The 26,384-nt window shown below is 40.0% G+C and carries 24 protein-coding genes; 11 read left to right on the top strand and 13 right to left on the bottom strand.

Annotated features, from left to right (window positions below; all coding sequences use genetic code 11):
* Nucleotides 1-119 precede the first annotated feature (119 nt).
* From ACOFKR_RS03590 to ACOFKR_RS03565, 6 genes are all read left to right on the top strand, one after another.
* A complete protein-coding gene (locus ACOFKR_RS03590; protein ID WP_419802666.1) occupies nt 120-1,037 on the top strand; it encodes an outer membrane protein assembly factor BamD in 918 nt (305 codons plus the stop codon).
* Nucleotide 1,038: 1 nt separating this feature from the next.
* Nucleotides 1,039-1,371, top strand: a complete 333-nt coding sequence (locus ACOFKR_RS03585; protein WP_419802665.1) for a DNA-directed RNA polymerase subunit omega — start codon at nt 1,039-1,041, stop codon at nt 1,369-1,371.
* 74 nt (nt 1,372-1,445) lie between these two features.
* Complete coding sequence (gene coaBC, locus ACOFKR_RS03580; RefSeq protein WP_419802664.1) at nt 1,446-2,648, top strand: bifunctional phosphopantothenoylcysteine decarboxylase/phosphopantothenate--cysteine ligase CoaBC; 1,203 nt, start codon at nt 1,446-1,448, stop codon at nt 2,646-2,648.
* Nucleotides 2,645-3,541 (top strand): DUF4835 family protein, encoded by an 897-nt coding sequence (locus ACOFKR_RS03575; protein ID WP_419802663.1) that lies wholly within the window; start codon nt 2,645-2,647, stop codon nt 3,539-3,541. The genes coaBC and ACOFKR_RS03575 overlap by 4 nt, the downstream gene beginning before the upstream one ends.
* A gap of 56 nt (nt 3,542-3,597) precedes the next feature.
* The gene (gene recN, locus ACOFKR_RS03570; RefSeq protein WP_419802662.1) at nt 3,598-5,259 is read left to right on the top strand and encodes a DNA repair protein RecN; all 1,662 of its coding nucleotides are present in this window, start codon (nt 3,598-3,600) and stop codon (nt 5,257-5,259) included.
* A gap of 227 nt (nt 5,260-5,486) precedes the next feature.
* Entirely contained in the window at nt 5,487-6,302 is an 816-nt protein-coding gene (locus tag ACOFKR_RS03565) for an enoyl-ACP reductase FabI (protein ID WP_419802661.1), read from the top strand.
* A gap of 86 nt (nt 6,303-6,388) precedes the next feature.
* Here ACOFKR_RS03565 and ACOFKR_RS03560 read toward each other — a convergent pair whose 3' ends face one another.
* Nucleotides 6,389-8,929: an ATP-dependent Clp protease ATP-binding subunit gene (locus ACOFKR_RS03560; RefSeq protein WP_419802660.1), complete on the bottom strand. Its 2,541-nt coding sequence runs from the start codon at nt 8,927-8,929 to the stop codon at nt 6,389-6,391.
* Between the two features lie 193 nt (nt 8,930-9,122).
* On the opposite strand from ACOFKR_RS03560, the gene ettA reads away from it, so the two are divergent.
* Nucleotides 9,123-10,805 carry an energy-dependent translational throttle protein EttA gene (gene ettA / locus ACOFKR_RS03555; protein WP_419802659.1) on the top strand — a complete coding sequence of 561 codons (1,683 nt, stop codon included), beginning with the start codon at nt 9,123-9,125 and terminating at the stop codon, nt 10,803-10,805.
* A 68-nt stretch (nt 10,806-10,873) separates the two neighbouring features.
* Nucleotides 10,874-11,119, top strand: a complete 246-nt coding sequence (locus ACOFKR_RS03550; protein WP_419802658.1) for a hypothetical protein — start codon at nt 10,874-10,876, stop codon at nt 11,117-11,119.
* Between the two features lie 25 nt (nt 11,120-11,144).
* On the opposite strand, the gene ACOFKR_RS03545 is transcribed toward ACOFKR_RS03550, so the two are convergent.
* Nucleotides 11,145-11,984, bottom strand: a complete 840-nt coding sequence (locus tag ACOFKR_RS03545; protein WP_419802657.1) for a hypothetical protein — start codon at nt 11,982-11,984, stop codon at nt 11,145-11,147.
* A 177-nt stretch (nt 11,985-12,161) separates the two neighbouring features.
* Here ACOFKR_RS03545 and ACOFKR_RS03540 point away from each other — a divergent pair, with 177 nt between their 5' ends.
* Complete coding sequence (locus ACOFKR_RS03540; RefSeq protein WP_419802656.1) at nt 12,162-12,635, top strand: ribonuclease H-like YkuK family protein; 474 nt, start codon at nt 12,162-12,164, stop codon at nt 12,633-12,635.
* 42 nt (nt 12,636-12,677) lie between these two features.
* On the top strand, nt 12,678-13,157 hold the full coding sequence (locus ACOFKR_RS03535) for an SRPBCC family protein (RefSeq protein WP_419802655.1): 480 nt from the start codon (nt 12,678-12,680) through the stop codon (nt 13,155-13,157).
* Nucleotides 13,158-13,199: 42 nt separating this feature from the next.
* On the opposite strand, the gene ACOFKR_RS03530 is transcribed toward ACOFKR_RS03535, so the two are convergent.
* From ACOFKR_RS03530 to ACOFKR_RS03480, 11 genes are all read right to left on the bottom strand, one after another.
* Nucleotides 13,200-14,156 carry a TIGR01212 family radical SAM protein gene (locus ACOFKR_RS03530; protein WP_419802654.1) on the bottom strand — a complete coding sequence of 319 codons (957 nt, stop codon included), beginning with the start codon at nt 14,154-14,156 and terminating at the stop codon, nt 13,200-13,202.
* Nucleotides 14,157-14,230: 74 nt separating this feature from the next.
* Nucleotides 14,231-15,211, bottom strand: a complete 981-nt coding sequence (locus ACOFKR_RS03525) for an acyl-ACP desaturase (protein ID WP_419802653.1) — start codon at nt 15,209-15,211, stop codon at nt 14,231-14,233.
* A gap of 283 nt (nt 15,212-15,494) precedes the next feature.
* Nucleotides 15,495-15,701 (bottom strand): cysteine-rich CWC family protein, encoded by a 207-nt coding sequence (locus tag ACOFKR_RS03520; protein ID WP_419802652.1) that lies wholly within the window; start codon nt 15,699-15,701, stop codon nt 15,495-15,497.
* A 175-nt stretch (nt 15,702-15,876) separates the two neighbouring features.
* Entirely contained in the window at nt 15,877-18,255 is a 2,379-nt protein-coding gene (locus ACOFKR_RS03515; RefSeq protein ID WP_419802651.1) for a ribonucleoside-diphosphate reductase subunit alpha, read from the bottom strand.
* An 87-nt stretch (nt 18,256-18,342) separates the two neighbouring features.
* Nucleotides 18,343-19,323, bottom strand: coding sequence for a ribonucleoside-diphosphate reductase small subunit (locus tag ACOFKR_RS03510; RefSeq protein ID WP_419802650.1), 981 nt, complete (start codon nt 19,321-19,323; stop codon nt 18,343-18,345).
* 268 nt (nt 19,324-19,591) lie between these two features.
* Nucleotides 19,592-19,966, bottom strand: a complete 375-nt coding sequence (locus ACOFKR_RS03505) for a methionine-R-sulfoxide reductase (RefSeq protein WP_419802649.1) — start codon at nt 19,964-19,966, stop codon at nt 19,592-19,594.
* Nucleotides 19,967-20,072: 106 nt separating this feature from the next.
* On the bottom strand, nt 20,073-20,834 hold the full coding sequence (locus ACOFKR_RS03500; RefSeq protein ID WP_419802648.1) for a DUF5131 family protein: 762 nt from the start codon (nt 20,832-20,834) through the stop codon (nt 20,073-20,075).
* A 1-nt stretch (nt 20,835) separates the two neighbouring features.
* Nucleotides 20,836-21,930, bottom strand: coding sequence for a three-Cys-motif partner protein TcmP (tcmP, locus tag ACOFKR_RS03495; protein ID WP_419803611.1), 1,095 nt, complete (start codon nt 21,928-21,930; stop codon nt 20,836-20,838).
* A 59-nt stretch (nt 21,931-21,989) separates the two neighbouring features.
* Nucleotides 21,990-23,519, bottom strand: a complete 1,530-nt coding sequence (locus ACOFKR_RS03490) for a serine hydrolase domain-containing protein (protein WP_419802647.1) — start codon at nt 23,517-23,519, stop codon at nt 21,990-21,992.
* 331 nt (nt 23,520-23,850) lie between these two features.
* The gene (gene sucD / locus ACOFKR_RS03485; RefSeq protein ID WP_419802646.1) at nt 23,851-24,729 is read right to left on the bottom strand and encodes a succinate--CoA ligase subunit alpha; all 879 of its coding nucleotides are present in this window, start codon (nt 24,727-24,729) and stop codon (nt 23,851-23,853) included.
* Nucleotides 24,730-25,091: 362 nt separating this feature from the next.
* Nucleotides 25,092-25,376 (bottom strand): TIGR03643 family protein, encoded by a 285-nt coding sequence (locus tag ACOFKR_RS03480; RefSeq protein ID WP_419802645.1) that lies wholly within the window; start codon nt 25,374-25,376, stop codon nt 25,092-25,094.
* Between the two features lie 186 nt (nt 25,377-25,562).
* Between ACOFKR_RS03480 and ACOFKR_RS03475 the strand changes: the two genes are divergently transcribed.
* Nucleotides 25,563-26,360 (top strand): DUF3147 family protein, encoded by a 798-nt coding sequence (locus ACOFKR_RS03475; RefSeq protein ID WP_419802644.1) that lies wholly within the window; start codon nt 25,563-25,565, stop codon nt 26,358-26,360.
* Nucleotides 26,361-26,384: the final 24 nt, after the last annotated feature.

Here is a 26,384-nt window from a genome sequence, read left to right as displayed (position 1 = left end):
TATTCAAAATCTGTAACAACCGTTAATAAATGTTAATTATTTGACATGCTGTACATACGCTATGTAATATTGCTTATAAATACATTGACTGATCTACAATATTAATTTATCTTTGCAAAATGTTTAAAAACTGTTATCTAACTAAATTTTTAACTGTACTACTTGTTGTTACCATTTGTTTTACAAGCTGCAAAAGCAAGTTCGAGAAATTAAAAGCGAGCAACGATTACACCAAAAAATACCAGGAAGGCGTTAAATACTATAATAAAAAAGATTATTCACGTGCATTGGCTTTGTTTGATGATTTGGTGCAGCGTTATCGCGGCCGATCAGAAGCAGAAGATTTATTTTATTATTACGCTTTTGCCAACTATAAATTAAAGGATTACACTTCGGCAGGTTATCATTTTAAAAACTTTGCTGATACTTACCCAAATAGTCCGCGCACGGAAGAATGCAGGTATATGTCAGCTTATTGTGCTTATCTGGAATCGCCAAATTATACTTTAGATCAAACCAACACTTTGGCTTCTATTGATAAGCTGCAGTTGTTCATCAACTTATACCCAAAAAGTACACGCGTTGCCGAGGCGAGCAAACTGATTCAAAACCTGCACGATCGTTTAGAAACAAAATCTTATGCAAATGCAAAGCTTTATCTTACTATCGGGGATTATAAATCGGCAGTAATTGCTTTCAGAAATTCAATGCGTGATTTTCCGGACAGTAAATACACTGAGGAAATGGAATACCTGACCATTGAAGCACAATATTTGTATGCTAAAAACAGCCTGGACACAAAGCAGGAAGAAAGATATGGTGAAGGAATTACCGCTTACAATGAGTTTATCGAGCGATATCCTTCCAGCCAGTATGCCAAACAGGCAGAATCTTACAAACGGCAATGCGAATCGGGCATACAAAACGTTAAACGTTATCTGGCCAATGTTGATAATGAGCAGAAAGCACTTAAAAAACAATTAGAGCAGGAAAAAAGCCGACAAAAACAAGCTACAGAAGATATTAAAACCCCATAAAATGAGCAATACAAAACCTACTTTGGCCAGCAGCACGGTTACACGTGATTTGCGCGATCTGGACAGAACTACCGATAATATTTATGAATCAATTGTGGTAATGTCTAAACGGGCAAATCAGATTTCTAATAATATTAAAGAAGAATTAGGCCAGAAATTATCGGAATTTACTTCATCCAACGATAATCTGGAAGAAGTTTTTGAAAACCGCGAGCAGATAGAGATCAGCAAGCAATACGAAAAAATGCCAAAACCTTCGCTGATTGCTGTTCAGGAGTTTTTGGAAGATAAAATTTATTATCGCAACCCATCCAAAGAAAACAAAGAAATTTAACCCGTAAAATTTGTTTTTCAAAGCCTTCTCCTTTCGGGAAGGCTTTTTTTATAGTATAAAATTTACTTTTGAAGATGCTGAACGGTAAAAATATTTTGCTTGGTGTTTGCGGCAGTATCGCCAGTTATAAAACCGCGCCATTGATCAGGCTGCTGATTGAAGCCGGTGCAAATGTGCAAGTTGTGATGACGAAAGACGCAACGCAATTTATTACGCCGCTAACGCTTTCCACTTTATCAAAAAAACCGGTTTTGGCAGAATATTATCAACCCGAAACCGGCGAATGGAACAACCATGTGCATTTGGGTTTGTGGGCTGATTTAATGCTGATTGCGCCCGTTACTGCAAATACAATGGCCAAAATGGCCAACGGATTTTGCGATAATTTGCTTACGGCGGTTTATCTTTCGGCCAAATGTCCGGTTTATTTTGCGCCCGCCATGGATCTGGACATGTGGAAACATGCTTCTACCCAAAGCAATTTACAAAAGCTTTTATCGTACCAAAATATCCTGATAAAACCAGCTTACGGCCAGTTGGCCAGCGGTTTGGTTGGCGAAGGACGCATGGAAGAACCTGCTGCCATTGTTGGTTTTTTGAACGAAACTTTAGGCCGGATGCTTCTTTTATCGGGTAAAAAATGTTTAGTTACAGCCGGGCCAACTTATGAAGCAATTGATCCGGTGCGTTTTATCGGCAATCATTCTTCAGGCAAAATGGGTTTTAAGCTGGCGGAAGCATTGGCCAATCTCGGCGGAGACGTTACACTGATTGCCGGCCCGTCCAGCCAGGAAACCCGGCATAAAAACATTAAACGTATTGATGTAATTTCTGCGGAAGAAATGCTGCAAGAATGCTTAACTTATTTTCCGGATGCACGTATTTGTATCATGAATGCGGCCGTCGCTGATTTTACGCCGAAGGTGGTGGCCAATCAGAAAATGAAAAAACAGGATCAAAACCTGCTGATCGAACTGAAACCAACCCTTGATATTTTGCAAACTTTAGGTGCACAAAAACAGCATGGCCAGCTTTTGGTTGGCTTTGCGCTGGAAACCAATAACGGCGAACGTTATGCTTTGGATAAATTACAGCGTAAAAATCTGGATTTGATCGTTTTAAATACATTGGCCGATGCCGGGGCAGGTTTCAAAACCGATACCAACAAAGTAACAATGATTGATAAAAATCTGCAAAAAACCGAAACCGGCCTGAAAACTAAAGCCGAAATTGCTGCCGACATTTGCCGGAAAATAATTGAATTGCTTGAAAAATGAAGTTTATAAGTTTTGCCCTGATACTGTTTTTATCATATAATTTTTCGTGTGCGCAGGATTTAAACGCGCGCGTGCAGGTGCTTTCGCCCAAAATCCAGACCACTAACCGAAGTGCTTTTATTGCACTGGAAAGTTCGGTCAAAGATTTTTTGAACGGAAAAAAATGGAGTGCCGATCAGCTATTGCCGCAGGAACGGATTGATTGCAACTTTGTGATCAACATTACACAATGGGACGGCGCAAGCGCTTTTAGTGCCGAAGTGCAGGTGCAATCCAGCAGGCCGGTTTTTGGCTCGAATTATAACTCTACTTTAATCAATATTAACGATAAAGATTTTGATTTTACTTACACCGCTGGCCAAATCCTGGATTTTAACGATCAGCTTTTCCAGAGCAATTTAAGTTCATTTTTAGCTTTTTATGCTTACGTGATTGTTGGTTTGGATTATGATTCTTTTTCTAAACACGGCGGCAATCCGTATTTTGAACGGGCGCAATACATTGTTAACGCGGCACAAACTTCGTCTTACAAAGGTTGGAAAGCTTTTGACAATAATCATGACCGTTACTGGCTGATCGAAAACCTGAACAATATCATTTACAGTAATCTGCGTGATTTTAGCTATACCTACCATCGTTTGGGTTTGGATGTGATGGCTACCAATGCCGATCAAGGTTTGAAAACGATTGTGGCCGCGTTGCCATCCATCGCACAAATAGACCGGCAACGGATCGGGGCTTTTTTACCGCAGGTTTTTTTCACGGCCAAAAGCGATGAACTGCTGCAGGTTTTGAGCAAAGCCACGCCGCAGGAGCGCGAAGAAGCTTATCAAATATTGATTAAAGCCGATCCTTCCAACGGAAATAAATACCAGGCTTTGCAGAGAAACTAATTTTTTTAGCCTGAATCAAGCCGAATCCTTAATTTTGTTTTTCTTAATTTAGATTTATGCTGAGTAGGTTGACCATTAACAATTATGCGCTGATTGATAACCTGGATATTGAACTGGATGCCGGTTTGAATATTATCACAGGCGAAACAGGTGCCGGAAAATCCATCATTCTGGGTGCACTTTCTTTAATTTTAGGTCAGCGGGCAGAAAGCAAATACTTTTTTAATCAGCAAAAAAAATGTGTGATCGAAGGTATTTTCAGGATTGAAGGGTTCCAACTGAAAAAGTATTTTGAAGAGAACGATTTGGATTACGAAGCCGAAACGGTTTTGCGCCGTGAAATTAGTGCGGATGGCAAATCCCGCGCTTTTGTAAATGATACGCCGGTAAATTTAACCGCCTTAAAACAGCTTGGCGAAAAACTGATCGACATCCATTCGCAACACGCCACGGCCGAAATCAATGATCCCGGGTTTCAATTGCTGGTGGTCGATTCGATCACCAATCACCCCGAATTATTGGAAAAATACCATAATGCTTTTTTTACCTATAAAAAATCATCTGCCCAATTACAACAACTGATTGAGGAAAGTGAAAAAGCAAAACAGGAAGAAGATTATCTGCAATTTCAGTTTGATGAACTGGAAAAAGTAAACCTGGTTGAAGATGAGCAGGAAAGTTTAGAGCAGGAATTATACACTTTAAACAATGCCGAAGAAATTAAACGCAGTTTGTTGAACGTTAATTATTTGTTGCAGGATGGCGAATCCGCAGCTTTAAATCAGTTTAAAGAATCATTGCAACTGCTTTCGGTCCTGGAAAAATATAATCCGAAAGCGGCAGAACTGAACCTCCGTTTAGCAAGCATCAACATTGAGCTGAAAGATATTATTGCCGAAATTGAAGATATGGAACAAGCCACGCAGGTTGATGAAGCGCGAAGTGAAAAAATAAGCGACCGGCTGGCACAAATTTTTACCCTGCAAAAGAAGCATCGGGTGAGCAGCAATGCAGAATTATTGCAGATTCAGGAAGATTTATCCAACAAACTGAACACTATTCAATCCGGTGATGATGCGATTGAAAAGCTGCAAAAGCAGATCGAAAAACAAAACGCAGAGCTGCAAAAAATGGCGGTTCAGTTATCGTCTGATCGAAAAAAAGCCATTCCGGAAATTGAAAAACAAATTTTAAAAACGCTGGCCGAGGTGGATATGACGCAGGCCATTTTAAAAATCGAGAATAATATAGCGGTAAAAGAAGCATTTGATAAAAACGGGATCGATCATGTCCGTTTCTTGTTTTCGGCAAATAAAGGCCATAAACTTGCCGAGATGAGCAAAGTGGCTTCCGGCGGCGAACTTTCGCGCGTTATGCTGAGTATCAAATCGTTAATCTCACGATATACGGCGTTGCCAACCATTATTTTTGATGAAATTGATACCGGCGTTTCCGGCGAAGTGGCCAATAAAGTTGGTTTGGTGATGGAGCAATTATCGCAGTTTTTGCAGGTGGTAACAATTACGCATTTGCCGCAAATTGCCAGCAAAGGTTCTTCGCACTTTTTGGTTTATAAAAATGATACAGGCAAAATCCCTTCCACCAAAATCAAAAAACTGACGGAAGAAGAGCGCATTCTGGAAATTGCCAAAATGCTAAGCGGCAGCAAACCCGGCGAAAGTGCACTGCAAAATGCGCGGGAATTATTGAATAGCTAAACACGTAATTTCTACTTTGAATTAAATCGTTTTTTAAATTTATACCGGAAAAATCTATAATGCTTCTTTTATGCCTTTAAATTTGGTATGCATTTTATACTGATAAAAGAAGCATCGGTTTCCCTGTTTTTAAGGTAGTAAAAGAAGCATCGAAAATGGATTGGATAAAATTTAAAAACGGCCCTAACCGATAAATAATTCTATTTTTAGGCGCTAAACAAAATCAAATGGCTTATAATTTATTACAAGGTAAAAAAGGCATCATTTTCGGTGCTTTGGATGAGAAATCAATCGCCTGGAAAACGGCGTTGCGCTGTGTGGAAGAAGGCGCACAAATTGTGTTGACCAATGCGCCGATTGCTTTGCGGATGGGCGAAATCAACAAACTGGCAGAAGCTTGCGATGCGCCCGTAATCCCGGCTGACGTAACGGTTACGGCGGATATAGAAAACCTGTTCGAAGGCACCAAAGAACATTTTGGCGGTGGTGTAGATTTTATTTTACATTCGGTTGGCATGAGTTTGAATGTGCGGAAAAGCATCCCTTATACTAATTCCAACTACGATTTTATGCACAAAACACTGGATATTTCGGCCATGTCGTTGCACCGGATTTTACAGGTTGCCATGAAACAGGATATGATTAATGAATGGGGCTCTGTGGTGGCTTTAACTTATATTGCTGCCCAGCGCATTTTCCCGGGTTATGATGAAATGGCCGACACCAAAGCCATGCTGGAAAGTATTGCCCGCAATTTTGGCTACCAGTACGGGGTGAAAAAACATGTGCGGATCAATACGATCAGCCAGTCGCCAACGCGCACTACTGCCGGCGGCGGCATAAAAGGGTTTAATGGTTTTATTGATTTTGCAGAAAAAATGTCGCCACTGGGCAATGCTGATGCGGATCAATGCGCAGATTATACGGTTACTTTATTTTCTGATTTAACGAAAATGGTTACCATGCAAAATCTTTTTCATGATGGCGGATTTTCTAACGTCGGCGTTACACAGCCCGTTATCGATCAAATGGAAAAAGAATAATGCTTCTTTTACGGCATAAATTTCAGCTATAAAAAAAGTCCCGATAAAAACAGTATCGGGACTTTTTATTGAAACAAGGATTTTTTTTATTCGCCTTTTTGTTCTTCTTCCGGCGTAACACTTACTTCAGCGGGTTTTGCATTTATGGTGATCTGCTTGTTTTCTGTGTCGTAATCAACTTCCATCAAAGCACCTTCCGCCAGTTCGCCTTTTAAAATTTCTTCTGCAATCGGATCTTCCAGATATTTTTGGATAGCCCTTTTTAACGGACGTGCACCAAACTGGGAATCATAACCTTTATCTGCAATAAATTCTTTGGCACCTAAAGTTAACTTCACTTCATAACCCAAAGCGTGAACACGGTTGAACAGCGCAGTTAATTCAATATCGATAATTCTGAAAATTTCATCTTTACCAAGCGAATTAAACACAATTACATCATCGATACGATTCAAAAATTCCGGTGCAAAAGCACGTTTTAAGGCGTTTTCAATTACACCTCTGGAATGTGCATCAGCCTGATCAACTTTAGCTGAAGTGGTAAAACCAACGCCTTGACCAAAATCTTTTAACTGGCGGGCACCGATGTTAGAAGTCATGATTACGATCGCATTCCGGAAATCAACTTTTCGGCCTAAAGAATCTGTTAACTGCCCTTCATCTAAAACCTGTAATAAAATATTGAATACGTCCGGATGCGCTTTTTCAATTTCGTCCAAAAGAATAACAGAATATGGTTTCCGACGGACTTTTTCAGTCAATTGTCCGCCTTCTTCATAACCTACGTATCCCGGAGGCGCACCAACCAAACGGGAAACTGCAAATTTTTCCATGTATTCGCTCATATCGATCTGAATTAAAGAATCCTCCGTATCGAACATAAAGCGGGCTAATTCTTTGGCCAGTTCTGTTTTGCCAACACCGGTTGGGCCTAAAAAGATAAAGGAACCAATGGGTTTTTTAGGATCTTTTAATCCGGCACGTGTACGCTGAATGGCTTTGGTTAATTTCTTGATAGCATCATCCTGACCAATGATTTTATCCCTGATTTTATCGCTCATGTTCAGCAGTTTCTGGCTATCAGCCTGGCCTACACGCTGTACCGGAATACCAGTCATCATCGAAACAACTTCTGCAACATTATCTTCAGTTACGGTGTAACGTTTGGATTTTGTTTCTGCTTCCCATGCTGCTTTTGCATGGTCTAATTCTTCCAGCAAATGTTTTTCAGTATCACGCAATTTTGCAGCTTCTTCATACTTTTGACTACGGACAACTTTGTTTTTTTCCAATTTAATCTGCTCGATCTTTTGTTCAATGTCCAGAATATCCTGCGGAACATGGATATTGGTCAAGTGAACGCGGGAACCTGATTCGTCTAAAGCATCAATAGCTTTGTCTGGTAAAAAACGGTCTGTAATGTAACGAGAGGTTAACGAAACACATGCTAAAATAGCTTCGTCTGTATAAGTTACGCCGTGATGCTCCTCATATTTGTCTTTAATCCGATTCAGGATTTCAATGGTTTCATCCGGTGTGGCTGGTTCTACCATTACTTTTTGAAAACGACGGTCTAAAGCACCATCTTTTTCAATGTACTGGCGATATTCATCCAAAGTTGTAGCACCAATGCATTGGATTTCACCACGGGCTAAAGCCGGTTTAAACATATTGGAAGCGTCCAGCGAACCGGAAGCACCGCCCGCACCAACAATAGTATGGATTTCATCAATAAACAGGATTACATCCGGGGATTTTTCCAATTCGTTCATTACAGCTTTCATGCGCTCCTCAAACTGGCCACGATATTTTGTACCGGCCACCAATGAAGCCAGGTCTAAAGTTACCACGCGTTTGTTGAAAAGTACACGCGATACTTTACGCTGAACAATCCGCAAAGCCAAACCTTCTGCAATGGCTGATTTCCCAACGCCAGGCTCACCAATTAAGATTGGATTATTTTTTTTCCGGCGGGATAAAATTTGTGAAACGCGTTCTATCTCTTTTTCACGGCCAACAATTGGATCCAGTTTTCCGTCTTCGGCAGCTTTGGTCAGATCACGGCCAAAATTATCTAAAACCGGTGTTTTTGATTTAATGTCTGACACTTTTTTTGGCTGGCTAAATGATTCTTCATCACGAAAATCATCATCGCCTCCGGTAGATGACCCCGGCAATTCATCGGTTACATCATGTTTGCCGGTTTCTACTTCAGCTTTAAATACTTCGTAATTAACATTAAACTGTGCTAAAATCTGTGAAGCAATGTTGTCCTCATCCCGTAAAATAGACAACAACAAATGCTCTGTTCCGATCAAATCACTTTTGAAAATCTTGGCTTCCAAGTACGTGATTTTCAATACTTTTTCTGCCTGTTTGGTTAAAGGGATGCTGCCGATGTTGACTGTAGTGCCCGTAGTGCCTTTCACGGCATCTTCTACTGCCCTGCGCAAACGCGCGGTATCCACATTTAATCCTCTTAATAGTTTAATTGCAACACCATCACCATCACGAATTAAACCCAGCAACAGATGTTCTGTTCCTATATAATCATGCCCGAGACGCAGTGCCTCCTCTCTGCTATATGAGATAACATCTTTTACACGGGGCGAAAATTTTGCTTCCATAAATACATCTTTTCAAATAAAGGAAAATACTAATCTATAAATATTTTATTAATTATGAACAGATAGCGGTTTCAAGCATAAATTTATCAACAATTACGCCATTAAACCACAATCGTAACAACAATAATTGATTGTAACCATTTTTACTGCATTGTGACTATTTTAGCATGATAAAAAAAGCATAACAGAAAAAATGGCAGACGAAAAAATAATCTTTTCTATGGCGGGCGTAAACAAAATTTATCCGCCGCAAAAACAGGTTTTGAAAAACATTTACCTGAGCTTCTTTTACGGGGCAAAAATTGGTGTCATCGGTTTAAATGGTTCCGGGAAATCTTCTGTGCTGAAAATTATTGCCGGTTTGGATAAAACTTATCAGGGCGATGTGGTTTTTTCGTCCGGATATTCAGTTGGTTATCTCGCACAGGAACCGGAATTAGATGCCACAAAAACAGTAAAAGAAGTTGTGGAAGAGGGTGTTGCGTCCACAAAAGCGGTTTTGCAGGAGTATGAAGACATCAACGAGAAATTTGGTTTGCCTGAAGTTTATGAAGATGCGGACGTGATGGACAAACTGCTGGCACGGCAAGGTGAACTGCAGGATAAAATTGATGCCAATAATGCCTGGGAATTAGATGTGCAATTAGAGCGTGCAATGGATGCTTTGCGTTGCCCGGAACCGGAAACCAAGATTGCCACATTGTCAGGCGGAGAACGCAGACGAGTTGCTTTGTGCCGGTTATTGCTGCAAGAACCTGATGTTTTACTGCTGGACGAACCGACCAACCACTTGGATGCCGAATCAATCGACTGGCTGGAACAGCATTTAAAACAGTACAAAGGGACCGTTATTGCGGTAACGCACGACCGTTATTTTTTAGATAACGTGGCCGGATGGATTTTGGAACTGGACCGTGGGGAAGGAATCCCCTGGAAAGGGAATTATTCTTCCTGGCTGGAACAGAAAGCTAAACGTTTGGCACAGGAAGAAAAAACCGAAAGCAAACGCCAGAAAACGCTGGAACGCGAACTGGAATGGGTGCGGATGGGACCAAAAGGACGCCATGCCAAAGGTAAAGCACGGCTAACCAATTACGATAAATTAGCTTCCGAAGAAACCAAAGAACGCGAAGAACGCCTGGAACTGTTTATTCCGCCCGGCCCGCGTTTGGGTAATGTGGTGATCGAAGCCAATAACGTAACCAAAGCTTTTGGTGATAAAATTTTGTTTGATAACCTGAGTTTTTCGCTTCCACCAGCCGGAATTGTCGGGATTATTGGCCCGAATGGTGCCGGAAAAACAACATTATTTCGATTGATAACCGGTCAGGACGAAGCCGATGCGGGAACTTTCCGGGTTGGCGAAACCGTTGCTTTAGGTTATGTTGACCAGATGCACGACGACCTTGACCCCGCAAAATCCGTTTGGGAAAACATTACCGACGGACAGGAAACTATTTTATTAGGAAACCGGCCGGTTAATTCCCGCGCTTACGTTTCTAAATTTAATTTTAACGGAGCCGATCAGCAGAAAAAAATCAATGTACTTTCTGGCGGCGAGCGTAACCGTGTTCATCTGGCCGTCAATTTAAAAAAAGGCTCGAACGTTTTGTTGCTGGATGAGCCGACTAATGACATTGATGTAAACACTTTGCGCGCATTGGAAGAAGCGTTGGATAATTTTGGTGGTTGCGCCGTCATCATTTCGCACGACCGATGGTTTTTAGACCGTGTTTGTACACATATCCTGGCTTTTGAAGGCAACTCGCAGGTTTACTTTTTTGAAGGCAATTATTCTGATTACGAAGAAAACCGAAAAAAACGTTTGGGCGATGTGGCTCCGAAAAGGATTAAGTATAAGAAGTTGATTGGATAATCGGATGCTTCTTTTATCGGGTAAAAATCCATAATATAGATTTTAAATTATCAGTTTAATTATACAAGATGATACAAACAACAGTAACTCCGGAGAAAGCAAACTTTGATATGGCTGTATCATTGCCAGTTGATTATGTAGGCAAAGAAGTCCACGTACTATTTTATATTGATGAAGAAGTAAAAAATACAACAGCTTCTATTTTGCCAACAAAAAAACCTTCTAATTTTTTTGGAACACTTAGCTTGGAAAAAGGCGAAAAGATGCAGGCATACATCAATCAAAGCCGTAACGAATGGGAAAGAAATTCCTGATTAAGATAAAAAAAAGTAATAACAACTAACCAAATATGTCCGTTAATTGTACTTGGTGTTGATTTAAAAATTCTCGAAGTTCAGAGCGGATTATAAAACCTGTACTATGTAAGAAATAACTCCATTGCAACAACCTTACTTTATCTGTTTCTGCAATAGGTAATAGTTGGTTTGGTAGGTTAAAAATCAATTGCTGTAAAGAAATTTTATTATTAATCATTCCTTGGATACTAACGTTTGCAGTTTGTGATGGAGACAAGAGTGCAATTAGATTAAATATTTTTACCGGTTGCTGATTTGCGTAAATACGAATCTCCTTTTTGCATCCAATAGCATTAAACCCAGTGTGTTGATAATCATCATTGTTAAAATATTCTCTTAGACGACCGGAAACATGAACATGATTACTGGTCACTGAACCACGGCCTCCACTTGTAACATAAATATTTGTGATATTGGGAAAGGTATATAATAAATCAATAATGTCATTAAAAATTATTGGTGTCAGAGCATTATCAGCAGCACTTTGGCCTTTGCGTTGAACTTCCTTTAAAACATCTGTTATACCAAAGTTTGATTGATTAAATAAAGTAAAAATTTCATTTTCGTTCGTTAAATCACATCCACTAATCTTTGATAAAACTGGCCACATCCTATTTCCTACAACACCATAAAAAAAAGCTAAATTACCGTTAACATGATTGTGATGCACAACATCAAAAACAGGAAAGCTTCCTAAAAATATTGAATTAACATCCTTGTTAGGAATGTAACCAAAAGATTGACCATTATTAAACCAGGAGGATTGTTGAGCGGACAAATGAATATTCCATAAACCGCTAACAAAAGGATGTATTTCAGGCATAGTTATTATTTGAAACTCAAATATATATTAATTTCTATATGCTATTTTCAATTTTCCTGTTAACAACCCACCTTTTGTTAACAATTTAATTACTTTAAAATCATTGCTTTATGAATGAATAAATCCTAAATTCGTTAAACCTCATTCAGGGTTGCAGATCTAAAACTAAAAACGATTATGACCTGGAGAAAATTTAGCGGTGAGATCCTCGAACTGCCCATTTTAGAAGAAGTAGAAAAAACCATTGAGCGCGAAACCGAACTCGGCAACAAATTAAAAGTTTGCATCGGTACAGATTCTCAGGTGAAAGGCGCAGTTACCGATTTTGCGACGGTAATTGTTTTTTTGCGCGAACAACGCGGCGGTTTTATGTACATCCACCAGGAACGGACCACGCAAAAAATGGGCATCAAAGAAAGGATGCTAAACGAAGTACAGAAATCCATTGATATTGCTTACCAATTGTGCGATTTGCTGGATTTGTACGATGTGGATTTGGAAGTCCATGCCGATATCAACACCAACCCGATGTTTAAATCTAACCAGGCTTTGCACGAAGCGATGGGCTATATTTTAAGTATGGGTTTTGTTTTCAAAGCCAAACCCGAAGCTTTTGCCAGTTCTTATTGCGCCAATAAAATGGTGCAGTAAAAACAGCATAAACAATTGTTCAGGTTTTGCAGTTGATTTGGTGTGAAAACATACCACTTAGAATTCGAGCAAAACTTACCTATCCCTTTGGCAGAAGCCTGGGATTTTTTTTCGTCGCCCTTAAATTTAGCGCGTATTACGCCAAAGGAGATGAAGTTTACGGTAACTTCAAACTATACAAAAGATACCAAAATGTATCCCGGCATGATTATCACTTATCATGTTTCGCCGGTTTTTGGTATTAAAATGAACTGGATGACAGAAATTACGCACGTTGACGAACACAAATATTTTGTAGATAACCAGGTTTTCGGCCCTTATGCTTTGTGGCATCACCAACATCATTTTACAGAAATTCCCGGAGGCGTAAAAATGCATGATATTCTGGATTATGCTATTCCTTATTCTGTTTTTGGGCGAATTGCCAATACCTTTTTAGTCAAAAAAGAAGTGAAAAAGATATTTGATCATCGCACCAAAGCAATTGATGATCTGTTTGGAAAATACGTTGAACCAAAATAATCAATACTGTTTTTACTGGCATAAAAACAGTATTGAGTATTTTTAAAGATTCAAAGCCGAACCTTGCACAATTCCGCGAGTTTGAATAGCTCGATCAATAAAAAATTGTATTTCAGATTTTTTTAAATTCCAATTTGGTGCGATCAGCAAATCTAAATCTGATAAACCAAATAAACGCTGAATTACAATATCCGGTCGAACTAAAGGCAACAATTCACATAAAAAATCCGCATAATCTTCCAGACTGAACAAAGGAAAAGGTTCGCGTTTATATTTTACGCCCATGATGGAACCTTCCACAATATGCAGATGATGGAATTTAACAAATTTGATCTGTGGGAAACGGTTAATTTCTTCAGCATATTTCAGCATCATTTCTTTAGTTTCCCAAGGGAAACCAAAAATTGTGTGTACACAAATATCTAATTTAGAATTTTTAACAAGTTCTAAAGCATTAATCAGTTCTTCATGCGTACAGCCGCGATTAATTTGGCCTAAAGTATCGTTGTAAATAGATTCCATGCCCATTTCCAAATCCACATCAAAACGATCGGTATAACTTTCCAATAAAGCTATTTTTTCTGCATCGATACAATCCGGCCGCGTGCCAACAGAAAGGCCGACAATGTTTTCCGGATCGATGCTCAACGCTTCATCATACATCATTTTTAAATAATGAACCGGCGCGTAAGTGTTGGTGTTGGGTTGAAAGTAAATGATAAATTTATCGGCACGGTTTCCGGTACGGGCGCGTTCCATGCCTTTAATCACTTGTTCTTTTAAAGAAGGCGTGGAACGGGAAACGGAAGGCGTAAAAGAATCCACATTACAATACGTACAGCCGCCAAAACCTTTGGAGCCGTCGCGGTTTGGGCAGGTAAAACCGCCGTCCACAATTACTTTAAAAACCCGCTGCCCGTTGTACTTTTTGCGTAGCCAGGCACCGTAATTATTGTAAGTCCTTAAACCCGAATTAAAAGCCAGTGTTGCAGTGCCCATGATTTGGCAAAGATACCATTTACCATGCTTCTTTTACGGGCATAAAAAAAGCCTCTTAAAAGAAGCTTCTAAATCTATCCGTTGATCCAGCTAAACTTATATTCCAGACCGGGGTTTTTCATCCGTTCTGCAATTTTAAGCAAACGGTCCGGCAGTTTCATCAAGTAATCCCGTGCTTTTTCTCCGGCTTCTGTTAAATCACGCTGACTTTCTATCTGCCAGTCAACCAGCAGCTGTTTCATAATATCAACGTAATCAATGGCCGTATAAATGCCCAAACGTTGTGCTGCATCTGTAAAATGACCATAAGTTTGACCCATCATCATGCCCATTTCCCGCAAGAAATGCGCTGGCATTACAATTTTTTTACGCATCATATCTTCAAAAGCGATCATTGCTTCGCTGGCATCTACTTCAAATATTTTACCGATAAAGTTGATGTATGCTTTTGCATGGCGCGCCTCGTCCGAAGCAATTACACCGCACATTTTTGACAACAAGGTATCACCATATTTTTTTGCATGGCTGGCCACACGACGGTGCGAAACGTTTGTGGCCAATTCCTGGAAAGAAGTGTAAATAAAGTTACGGTAAGGATCGGTCCCGGTGCCAATATCAAAACCATCTGCAATTAAATATTGTGTAGAAACTTCCATCATCCGCATATTTACACGGCCGGACAGGTATAAATATTTGTTCAGCAAATCACCGTGGCGGTTTTCTTCGGCCGTCCAGTGGCGTGTCCATTTCATCCAGCCGCCTTCTTCGCTGTGCGAAACACCCTGAACCATGGTCAACCAGGATTCATAAGTTGGCAAAGCTTCTTCTGTAATCGTATCGCCAATCAATACTGCAATCAAATCGTAAGACAAACCTTCGGCACTTCTTTGCAGTTCTTTTATTTCATCAAAAAAAGTATCTCTAGAAGAATCAGGAAGTAAATCGGCAGGTTGCCAAATCTGGTCGATCGGTTTTAAATATTCATCCATTTTCTCCAGCATATAATGTTCAATATGCCGCATTACTTCTCGTCGTTTTTCTTCAAAAAATCTCATTACGTTGCTTTAAAATTCAAATTTAGGCATTAGTCCGCAGGTTTTTGGTATTAACGGGCTACAAATTGCAGGCAAACTTATTTAAACTATTTTTACAGGATATTGTTTGAAAGCGAAATTTATTAAAGGCCGGATTAAATTGCCCACACAAAAATTTACAATGCTTCTTTTACCCTATAAAATTTTGTATTTGTGTGCGTTTGCCCAAACCAAAAACCAAATTCCCACCATTTTTTAGGTGATAAAAGAAGCATGGAAAAAAGCCGGATCATTTTAACTGGCTTTAAGTTTTTATCAAACTTTGCTGATACTCGTGCTGCAAAGCCAGCAAACAATTGGCACACAAGCAGGCATCATGGCAAGTGGCAATATATTCCATTTCGTTTAGGTTAAGCTGCACCTCGCTGCACTGGCATTTGGTAAACGAATTTGCCTTACATTCAATCCGTGCACCGCAGCGTTCGCAGCCAATAATTTCGTGCTTGCCCATTGTCTTTAAAAACGAACAAAATTAGCATCAATTATTTTATGCTGATAAAAACAGCATCAATATGACTTGCCGTAAACAACAAACGTCCCTCATTTTTGAAGAGGAACGTTTGTTGATGAATTTTATGCCGATAAAAGAAGCATCCGTGTAAAATGCTTCTTTTACCGGGTAAAATTTAGGCTGAACAGGTTACGCAGCCTTCTTCCATAGAACAGGAAGCACCGGCCGGGATTTCTTCTGCCGGATGATTGATTTGCGCAGGGATAACCGCTTCCATATTTTTGCCGCCCTGGTTTTCTACCGTAAACTTAACCGCTTGTGCGGCAGCTTGCGTGCGCAGATAATACATGCCGGTTTTCAAACCTTTTTTCCAGGCATAAAAGTGCATGGAAGTTAATTTGGAAGCATTTGGCTGATTAACAAACAGGTTTAGAGACTGGGATTGACAAATATATGCACCACGATCTGCAGCCATATCAATGATTGTCCGCATTTTGATTTCCCAAACGGTTTTATACAGGTCTTTAATTTCCGCAGGGATTTCAGGAATATCCTGGATGGAACCATTTGCGGTGATGATTTTGTTCTTCATCTGGCCATTCCATAAACCTAAAGCAACCAAATCGTGCAGCAAAAATTTATTCACTACCACGAACTCTCCGCTCAAAACACGGCGTGTATAAATGTTGGAAGTATAAGGCTCGAAACACTCGTTGTTTCCTAAAATCTGCGAAGTGGAAGCGGTTGGCATCGGCGCAACCAATAACGAATTGCGCACGCCGTGTTGTACAACTTCTGCACGCAGTTCGTCCCAATTCCAGCGGCCGCTGTCTGGCGTTATGTTCCACAAATCAAACTGAAACTTCCCTTTAGATAACGGCGAACCCTGGAAAGTTTCGTAAGCACCTTCTTTGATGGCCAGATCTTTGGAAGCCGTCATCGCAGCAAAATAAATCGTTTCAAAGATTTCTTTGTTGAGTTTTTGCGCTTCTGCACTTTCAAACGGCAAACGCAATTTAATGAACGCATCGGCCAAGCCCTGCACGCCCAAACCCACCGGACGATGGCGTAAGTTAGAATTCTGTGCTTCTTTTACCGGGTAATAATTCTGGTCGATAATCCGGTTTAAATTGATCGTAACCTGGTAAGTAACTTCATACAATTTTTCGTGATCAAAAGCACCGTTGATCACATATCTCGGCAAAGCCAGCGAAGCCAGGTTACAAACCGCAACCTCATCCGCAGCGGTGTACTCAATAATTTCGGTACATAAATTAGAACTTTTGATGGTTCCTAAATTTTGCTGATTTGATTTGGTGTTTGCTGCATCTTTGTATAAAAGGTACGGCGTGCCGGTTTCTACCTGTGCATCCAAAATGGCAAACCATAATTCCTGTGCTTTGATGGTTTTGCGTGCGCGGCCTTCGCGTTCGTATTTTTCGTACAATGCTTCAAACTCTGCTCCATGGCAATCGGCCAATCCCGGTGCTTCGTGCGGACAAAACAAACTCCAGCTGCTATCGGCCTCTACCCTTTTCATAAACAAATCGCAAACCCACAGCGCATAAAATAAATCGCGGGCACGCATTTCTTCTTTGCCATGGTTTTTGCGGAGATCCAGAAAATCGAAAATATCTGCATGCCAAGGCTCTAAATAAATGGCAAAAGCACCTTTACGTTTACCGCCGCCCTGATCTACATAACGGGCCGTGTCGTTAAACACTTTCAGCATTGGGATGATGCCGTTGCTTGTTCCGTTTGTTCCGCTGATGTAAGAACCGGTTGCGCGCACATTGTGGATGCTCAAACCGATACCGCCGGCACTTTGCGAAATTTTGGCTGTTTGTTTTAACGTATCATAAATACCTTCTATGCTGTCGTCCTTCATGGTCAGCAAAAAGCAGCTCGACATCTGCGCTTTCGGCGTTCCGGCATTAAACAAAGTTGGCGTGGCATGTGTAAACCAACGCTCGCTCATTAAATGATACGTTTTAATGGCACTTTCCACATCACTTTTATGAATGCCAACAGCAACGCGCATGAACAAATGCTGTGGACGCTCGGCAATCTGACCATCGATTTTCAGCAGATATGATTTTTCCAGTGTTTTAAATCCGAAATAATCAAAACCGAAATCGCGGTCGTAAATAATGGTACTGTCCAGCAATTCTGCGTTTTGATCGATCACTTCCCAAACATCATCGGCAATCAACGAAGCATTTTTGCCTGTTTTGCGATCGATATATTGATGCAATTTGCGCATCGTGTCCGAAAAAGATTTACGCGTGTTTTTATGCAAATTGGAAACCGCAATCCGCGAAGCCAACTGTGCATAATCCGGGTGTTTGGTTGTTAAGGATGCAGCTGTTTCTGCGGCCAGGTTATCCAATTCTGATGTAGTTACACCGTCGTATAAGCCTTCAATTACTTTTTTGGCCACATCAACCGGATCAACCAAAGCCGGGTTTAAACCATAGCAAAGCTTTTCAATCCGGGCGGTTATTTTATCAAATTTTACGGATTCTGTTTTTCCGTCTCTTTTTATTACAAACATGGAGTTGGTATTTGGTTAATAGCAAGTAGCAAGACTTGACTACACTGTTTTTATCACCTATTTTTTATGTTAATAGTCAGTAAATTCTTAAAAATCTTCGTCCATAGAAAAAGCCTGACTTTTAGCTTCTACATTCAGCACGCCGCTTTTCTGGTAATCGCCAACGCGTTTTTCAAAAAAGTTGGTTTTTCCCTGGAGAGAAATCATCTCCATGAAATCAAAAGGGTTGGTGGCGTTGTACAATTTATCATAACCTAATTCCACCAGCCATCTGTCGGCCACAAATTCAATGTATTGCGCCATCAAATCGGCGTTCATACCAATCAATCGCACCGGCAATGCATCGGTTACAAATTCTTTTTCGATCACAACCGCATCTGCAATAATCTCGGTTACTTCTTCCTTAGAAAGTTTGGTGGACAACATGCTGTACAGCAGGCAGGCAAACTCGCAGTGCAAACCTTCATCACGCGAAATCAATTCGTTGCTGAAAGTTAAGCCAGGCATCAAACCGCGTTTTTTCAACCAGAAAATAGAGCAGAAACTGCCGGAAAAGAAAATACCTTCCACAGCGGCAAAAGCTACCAAACGCTGTGCAAAATTGCCGTTGTTGATCCATTTCAAAGCCCATTCTGCCTTTTTCTTTACGCAGGGAACGGTATCGATCGCGTGGAACAAACGGTCTTTTTCATTAGGGTTTTTGATGTACGAATCAATCAGCAGCGCATAAGTTTCCGAGTGGATATTTTCCATCATGATTTGGAAGCCATAAAAACAGCGTGCTTCCGGAACCTGCACTTCGCTCATAAAATTAACCGCGAGGTTTTCGTTCACAATCCCATCACTCGCTGCAAAAAAAGCCAGCACGTGCGAGATAAAATGCCGCTCGCCATCGCTCAAACTGTCCCAGTGCTTCTGGTCGTCTGATAAATCGATTTCTTCCGCCGTCCAAAAACTGGCTTCATGTTTTTTGTACATTTCCCAAATGGCGGGATAGTTGATGGGCAGGATCACAAAACGATCTTTGTTTTCCCGCAGCAATACTTCATCTTCCTGATTTGCAATCATTTCTAATATTTTTTATTGATCGAATTATTAGTCGCTAAAAAAAGCCTTCCTGTATATTCGAAAGGCTTCTTTTACCTGTATAAATTTTGTTTGTTTCTTAGTTTTTGAATCAGCCCTGGTCTTTTATGCTGATTTTAAAGATCTATTTGATCTACCCTGATACAAATATAGCTTTTGGGAAGGCCGTGTAAAAAATGAAGTTTTACACACTTTTAAAGTTATCAACATCGGCGGCAAAGTCAATTTTTTTCTCGTATAACGCCGATTTCTATTTTGCAGCTTCTTTTGCCGGGATAAATTTCATCGAAATGGAATTGACACAATGGCGTGTGTTCTTTGAGGTGAACCGTTCTCCGGTAAAAACATGGCCTAAATGCGCGCCGCAGGTATTGCACACAATTTCAACCCTTCTGCCATCACGGTCGGCAACACGTTTTACCGCACCCGGGATTTCGTCGTCAAAACTTGGCCAGCCGCAATGCGATTCAAATTTGGTATCAGAAGTATAAAGCGGTGTGTTGCATTGTCTGCAAATATAAGTTCCGGCTTCTTTTAAATTGGTGTATTCGCCGGTGAAAGGCCTTTCGGTGCCTTTGTGCAAGATCACGTATTCTTCTTCTGGTGTTAATTTATTGTATTCCATAATTGCTTTATAGTTTTGTTAATATCCTAACGTTTGTTTCTGTTTTTGAGTTTGTGGGGCAGGCGGTGTTGACTTTATGCTGATAAAAGAAGTATGGTGCATTTTGTCAGGCTACTTTAACTGGCATTTGCCGATACACATTTCCATCAAGTTGACAGCCACCTTTGGCATGGTGCGGATGGTCTGATAAAATAGTTGGATCCAATGGATTAATATTAAATTTTGGTTTCCCCCATTGCTTAAAGAAGAACGCTACGCTTTTTTTTTCACATCTCCTTTTAACAAAATCAATCCATTCCTTTTGAATAGGCCGCGCTTTATGGCCAGATTCCCCGCCAACTATTACCCAATTGATTTTATCTAAATCTAAAGTCCTAACCGGTGCGATTAAAGGTTCTATTGATAGGAATTTAGTTACAGCATTAGTTTTAGACAAATCATTTATTCTAAAAGTATAATCTTCACTTTCTACAGAAACGCCCATCCAAATATTATTTGTCCAATTAAGTTCTGATGATAATTCCAGTAACCTTTCAGATCGTTTGGTTAAAACCTGATAAATATGCTGCGGTGTTTTGTTCATTACAGCAAAAACTGCTTTAATAAATTCAACCGGAACATCAGGGTGAAAAAGATCACTCATGGAATTAACAAAAACTACTTTTGGTTTTTTCCAGGTGAAGGGAATATTTAAAGCACTTGTATGCGTGCGAATATCAAATCCATCTTTGTACTTTTCAATACCCATAGCTTTTAAACGTCTGGACATTGCTTCAGCGTAACAGAACTTGCAACCTGGGCTAATTTTATTACAACCTGTTACTGGGTTCCAGGTTAATTCTGTCCATTCTATATTTGAAGAACTCATTTTAAAGCCATTTAATTTTTATTTCTTCTATCTTATTAGAACTAAAATATTTAATCTTTGGACTCGACCCATCATAATGAATCTTACATTGTTTCTTTAAGTCACGTAAATGCTTGCTTGCGTGAGACGGTGTATGTCCCTCGCTTAATGTGAAATGATAAATCAAAATATTATTTACTTCTTGCTGATCTTTAATTTTTTCTTCTAAACGAATTTGAAATTCCTCAATTTTGGTGAGTTTTTTATCGCCAAATAAAACTAACTGATCTTTCCCTTTATCATTATCAATGTCAAAGTTAGCGTCACCATTTATTGGGTTTTTTTTCCAAGCTATAGTTAAAAACTTCTCCACAGCACGAACATGCTTTGCACCGAAAACTATACCGTAAATATTAGCACCCTTTTTTATAGTGAAAGGGAATAATTTTAAAGTAGAATCAGTTGGTAAGTGTGAATATAATTGCTTTATCAGATTCCTATGTATATAGCTGTAGGGATCTTTTTTTGCAAGTTCAATATCAAGGTTTAAATGGGTTTTAAATTCTTCTTGTTCTCCAAAACGCCAGAAATATGAAGATGATACAAAATACAAAAAATCTGTTTTAAAAGTTTTTTCTAAAGCATGAATATATTTATCAGATAAAAACTTAATTCCATTTTGATCTAAATAAACTAAACTTGGGTATTTTTCTATGATAGGTAAAAGCTGATTAAAGCATACATCAAAATCTAAATTACTTATTTTTATTTCTATAGCCCTTCCAACATCTTTGTGTTGTGTTAAATATTGATTACAGGCTTGTACTAATAAATCATACTTTGCCTTTTTATATTCATTAAAATAAACTTGTATTTTAACTTTTTTCTGAAATACATGTCCGATATATTGCTTTATAACTTGTAAAATTCTAATTGGGCTACCTGCGATTGCATTTTTATCATAACCTGTTCCCGCAAAGAAATCAAACACACATATAACACTTTCACCCACCATAACAAATGTTGGAATCCAGGCTTGAGCATAATCTTCAAATATTGATAGTTTAGCTAAAGTTTCTTCGTCAAATGGTTTTTCGTGTAGATCTTTTACTGCTATAAATCAAATATACTATTTTTTTTAGCAAATTATTGTTTTCGACTAAAGTAATTCTGATTTTACTTTATCAAATCCAAATGATAATACTGGATCATCGCCGGCATTTCGGGCGTTAGCGTGAATGCTATTTTTATCGTACTATTTTCGCCGTGCATTAAAAAATAACCGCGCAACTGGTTTTCGGCAACCAGATCATCTACCGACACAATTTTTCCGGCTTTGGAAAAAGCGGCCACAGCATCAGTTTTTAGTTTTTCGGGGAAGTAATCCAGCCAGAAATTATCAGCAAAAATGGGTGTTGATTTCGCATTTTCCCAATTTGGCAGCAATTTGATCAGCTCATTTTTACGTTGATTTAATATGGCAGAAGCTGGCAAAACACGTGGTTTGATCCCCGCAAGGGCAAGTAAAGTATCCAGCACTATTTTGTTGGCTGCACCGGCGTTGGCATAAGTGAGATTGGCAAAAGCAACTACGCCGATCCCATATTCGGGCAAAATGCGCCACTGACTGCCAAAACCCGGCAAACCACCGGAATGGCCGATATAAACCCGGTTTTCGCAATCCTTCATCCAGCCCAATCCGTAACCATAAGCAGAAACCGTGGGGCAAATCTGGTTATTACTCAACGTCGCATTCGGGCTAAGAAACGATACATCCCAGGGATATTGCATTTCGCGGATGGAGCTTCTTTTAACAGGGTAAATTTCGGCACCACCACGCGGCGGCCAGGCACCCAAATGGATGGCCATATATTTACTAAAATCTTCAATCGTGGTAATCATGCCGCCCATTGCACCGTAAGAACCATCGTGCAAAAGCGGCTGCTCTACCCATTTGTTATCCAGCCAGCGGTAGCCATGCGCCAGTTGTGCAGCGGGCACTTTGGTATATTCCCAGTAAGTGTGCACCATGCCCAGCGGCTTCAAAATATTGTCGGAAATGTATTGCTCGTAAGTTTTTCCGGAAACTTTTTTAATGATATAACCCAGCGTGGCAAAAGCCAGATTGCTGTATTCGTAACCCAAACCCGGATTATTGGAAAAAGAAATACCTTTTTTGTAAAGATCCAATAACTGTTGATCAGAATCCGCCAGCTGCCGGTCGCCCCAGGGATTATCCTCCGGAAAACCAGCGGAATGTGTTAATAAATTCCGAATGGTAATTTCCGAAGCATCCGAAGTTAAATATTTTAAACCTTTCATTTCCGGGATGTATTTACTGGCCGGATCATCCAGTTTCAGCTTGCCTTCATCGCGCAGTTTCAAAATGGCCATGGCGGTAAAACTTTTAGTCATGGAAGCAATGCGGAAATCAGAACTTGCCCTTGCAGCAGTTTTTGTATCGAGATTGGTATATCCAAAACTGCCCGTGCGCCTCAATTTTCCATCTATTACAATCCCGTAAACCAAACCTGGAAAATGGTTTTTCTCCGCATAATCTTTATAAATCTGATCGATTATTGGAAAAGTTGCTTCTATCTTTTCTAATCTTTTTGCATCAGTGAAAACAGCAGGTTTATAGGTTTGGGCGATCAAGGCAAAACCGCAAACGGAAAGCGGCGCGGTAAAAGTAAATTTATGTAACATGATGAGTTGATTTCAGCCCACAAGCTACAAAAATTGGCGAACGGTTTTAGTTTTTTCGGGGGAAAATTGATGCTTCTTTTATCGGTATAAATTTAGGTTGATAAAAGGAGCATTTGGTTTTTTGTCATGCCGGACTTGTTTTGGCATCTCATCAGCAAAGATTACTTCCTGTTAAGAGTGATACTGAAACAAGTTCAGGATAACAATGCAAATATATTGATCGGGACTTTGCCCTTTTTCTTTTTGCTTGATCAAAAAAACAAAAAACAAACAAAAAATCCCGGCCAAACAGCCAGGACTTTTAATGTATGATAAAGGCAAACTTCTATTCTTAACCCTTCTTCGCCAGTTCCTCAGCCATCGCCGCACCAATTTCTGCAGGGGATTCTACCACACGGATACCACATTCTGCCATAATTTTCATTTTTGCGGCAGCAGTATCATCGGCCCCGCCAACAATCGCACCGGCGTGGCCCATGCGGCGTCCCGGAGGCGCAGTTTGTCCGGCTATAAAGCCAACAACCGGTTTAGTTCCGTGCTCTTTAATCCATAAAGCAGCTTCTGCTTCCATGCCACCGCCGATTTCACCAATCATGATGATGCCATGCGTTTCCGGATCGTTCATCAATAATTCAACCGCTTCTTTGGTTGGTGTGCCGATAATTGGGTCACCGCCAATTCCGATGGCAGTCGTAATGCCCAAACCGGCTTTCACCACCTGATCAACTGCTTCATAAGTTAATGTTCCGGATTTAGAAACCACGCCTACATTTCCTTTTTTAAAGATAAAGCCCGGCATAATGCCAATTTTAGCTTCATCCGCCGTGATAATTCCCGGACAATTCGGACCGATCAAACGGCAATCCCGATCGCTGATATACTCTTTCACTTGGATCATGTCTTTCGTTGGGATGCCTTCCGTAATGCAAACAATCACTTTAATCCCGGCTTCGGCAGCTTCCATAATCGCATCTGCGGCAAAAGCCGGCGGCACAAAAATAATGGAAACATCTGCGCCGGTTTTGTCCACTGCTTCTTTTACCGTATTAAAAACCGGCCGCTCTAAATGCTGCTGGCCGCCTTTGCCCGGCGTTACGCCACCCACCAACTGCGTGCCGTAAGCAATCATTTGCTCGGCGTGGTAAGTGCCTTCGTTGCCGGTAAAACCCTGCACAATAACTTTAGAATCTTTATTTACGAGAACGCTCATGTTGTTTTCTTTAATCAAGGCAAAGCTAATTTTTTTTGGCAAAAGCTGATAATCCGATTCATCTTTTGTGATGCTGTTTTTATCGGTATAAATTTGGTGAAGAAAAAAGATAAATGAGCAGCGAGCAGAAATATCAATACTATATTTTAATTAGGCCTTCACTCCTTGGTCTTTTCCCCTCGTTTTTAAAAAAATTTTGGGCGTTCCCGGCTTGGGCCGGTCGGGCTATCCGCTGCAAGTCCTCGCTGCGCTGCGGGCTTTACGCTGCTATCCCTAACGCGGCAAAGCACCTACCTGGCAAGCACACATCTACCTAAAAAAGACCGGTAAAAACAGCATTGTCCAACCGTTTTGCTAAACTATTATCTTTTGCTGATTTTGTTGCCGGTGATTTGCCGCTGACGGTCGCACCGGAAACGGTCCATGGTTTCACTTCTTAAAAGCATGTGTTTGGTGGTTCTGCCCTGCACGCGTTTGCGCCAGCGTTTAAAACTTTGCGGTTTCAGTTCGCGGCGCATCAGTTCAATGGTTTCCTGTTCCTTTAAATTAAATTGAAACCGGATAGCTTCAAAAGGCGTACGGTCTTCCCAGGCCATTTCGATGATGCGGTCGTTATCGGTTTGATTAAATTGTTTATTGGTATGCATAATAATATTAAGGAATAATATACAACTTCGTTTTATTATAATTTCCTTTTCTTAACTTTTTTACCAATCCACTCATTTTTTGCTGATAAAAGAATTATCAGAAAATATCGACAAAATTAGTAAATGGGTTATTTGAGTACCTTTATCTTTATGTTAGTTTGTTAACTTTTACTAAGTTTTAATAATATGGATCACGCTATTCTTTTTAAAGTTATTCTTAGTATGGTTATTGGCGGGGTTTGGGTGCTTGGCAGTACAGTTATTGTAGATAAATTTGGTACAAAAATAGGCGGACTAATCGCAGGTTTGCCGAGTACAGTAGTAGTCGCATTGTATTTTATAGGTTTAAGTCAAGGTACACAAACCGCTGTACAATCTACCGTAGTTATTCCTTTGGCTTTTGCAGTAAACGGGCCGTTTATGCTGGCTTATGCTTATTTGTCAAAACGCGGATTGTGGCAGTCCATACTCTCGGCTTTAGCAGTTTGGTTCGTTCTGTCTTATTTAATAATAGCTTTTCACCTACATAATTTTATAGTTGGTTTAGTCATCTGTATTTCGGTACTGATTTTCAGCATAATCATTTTTGAGAATAAGTTTAGTGCAATATCATCATTAGGACAGAAAACAGTTTATAAAAAGGCGCAACTGTTTTTTAGGGCTCTATTTGCAGGATTGATTATTGGGGCCGCGGTTTTTGCTTCTCATTTTTTGAGTCCGATGATTGGAGGTGTTCTGGCTTCTTTTCCGGCGGTGTTTGTTTCTACCCTTTTAATTTTACACAATAGTCAAGGTTCGGAAATTGCTGTTGGCCTTGCAAAAGCATTACTTGTAAGTGGCTTTATAAATGTGATCACTTATGTGATTGCCGTTCATTATTTCTACAATATTCTTGGTATTAATCGAGGTACGTTAGTTGCATTGATAATATCATTATTTACAGCTTTTCTAACACATCGTTTCGTATTAAACAAGTTAAAATAAGTTCTTTAAAAATCAGTATCTGCT

The sequence above is a fragment of the Mucilaginibacter sp. genome (assembly GCF_965201005.1).
Lineage (GTDB): Bacteria > Bacteroidota > Bacteroidia > Sphingobacteriales > Sphingobacteriaceae > Mucilaginibacter_A.
Note: the sequence above shows the minus strand (reverse complement) of the source record. Positions and strands in the feature narration are given on the sequence as shown.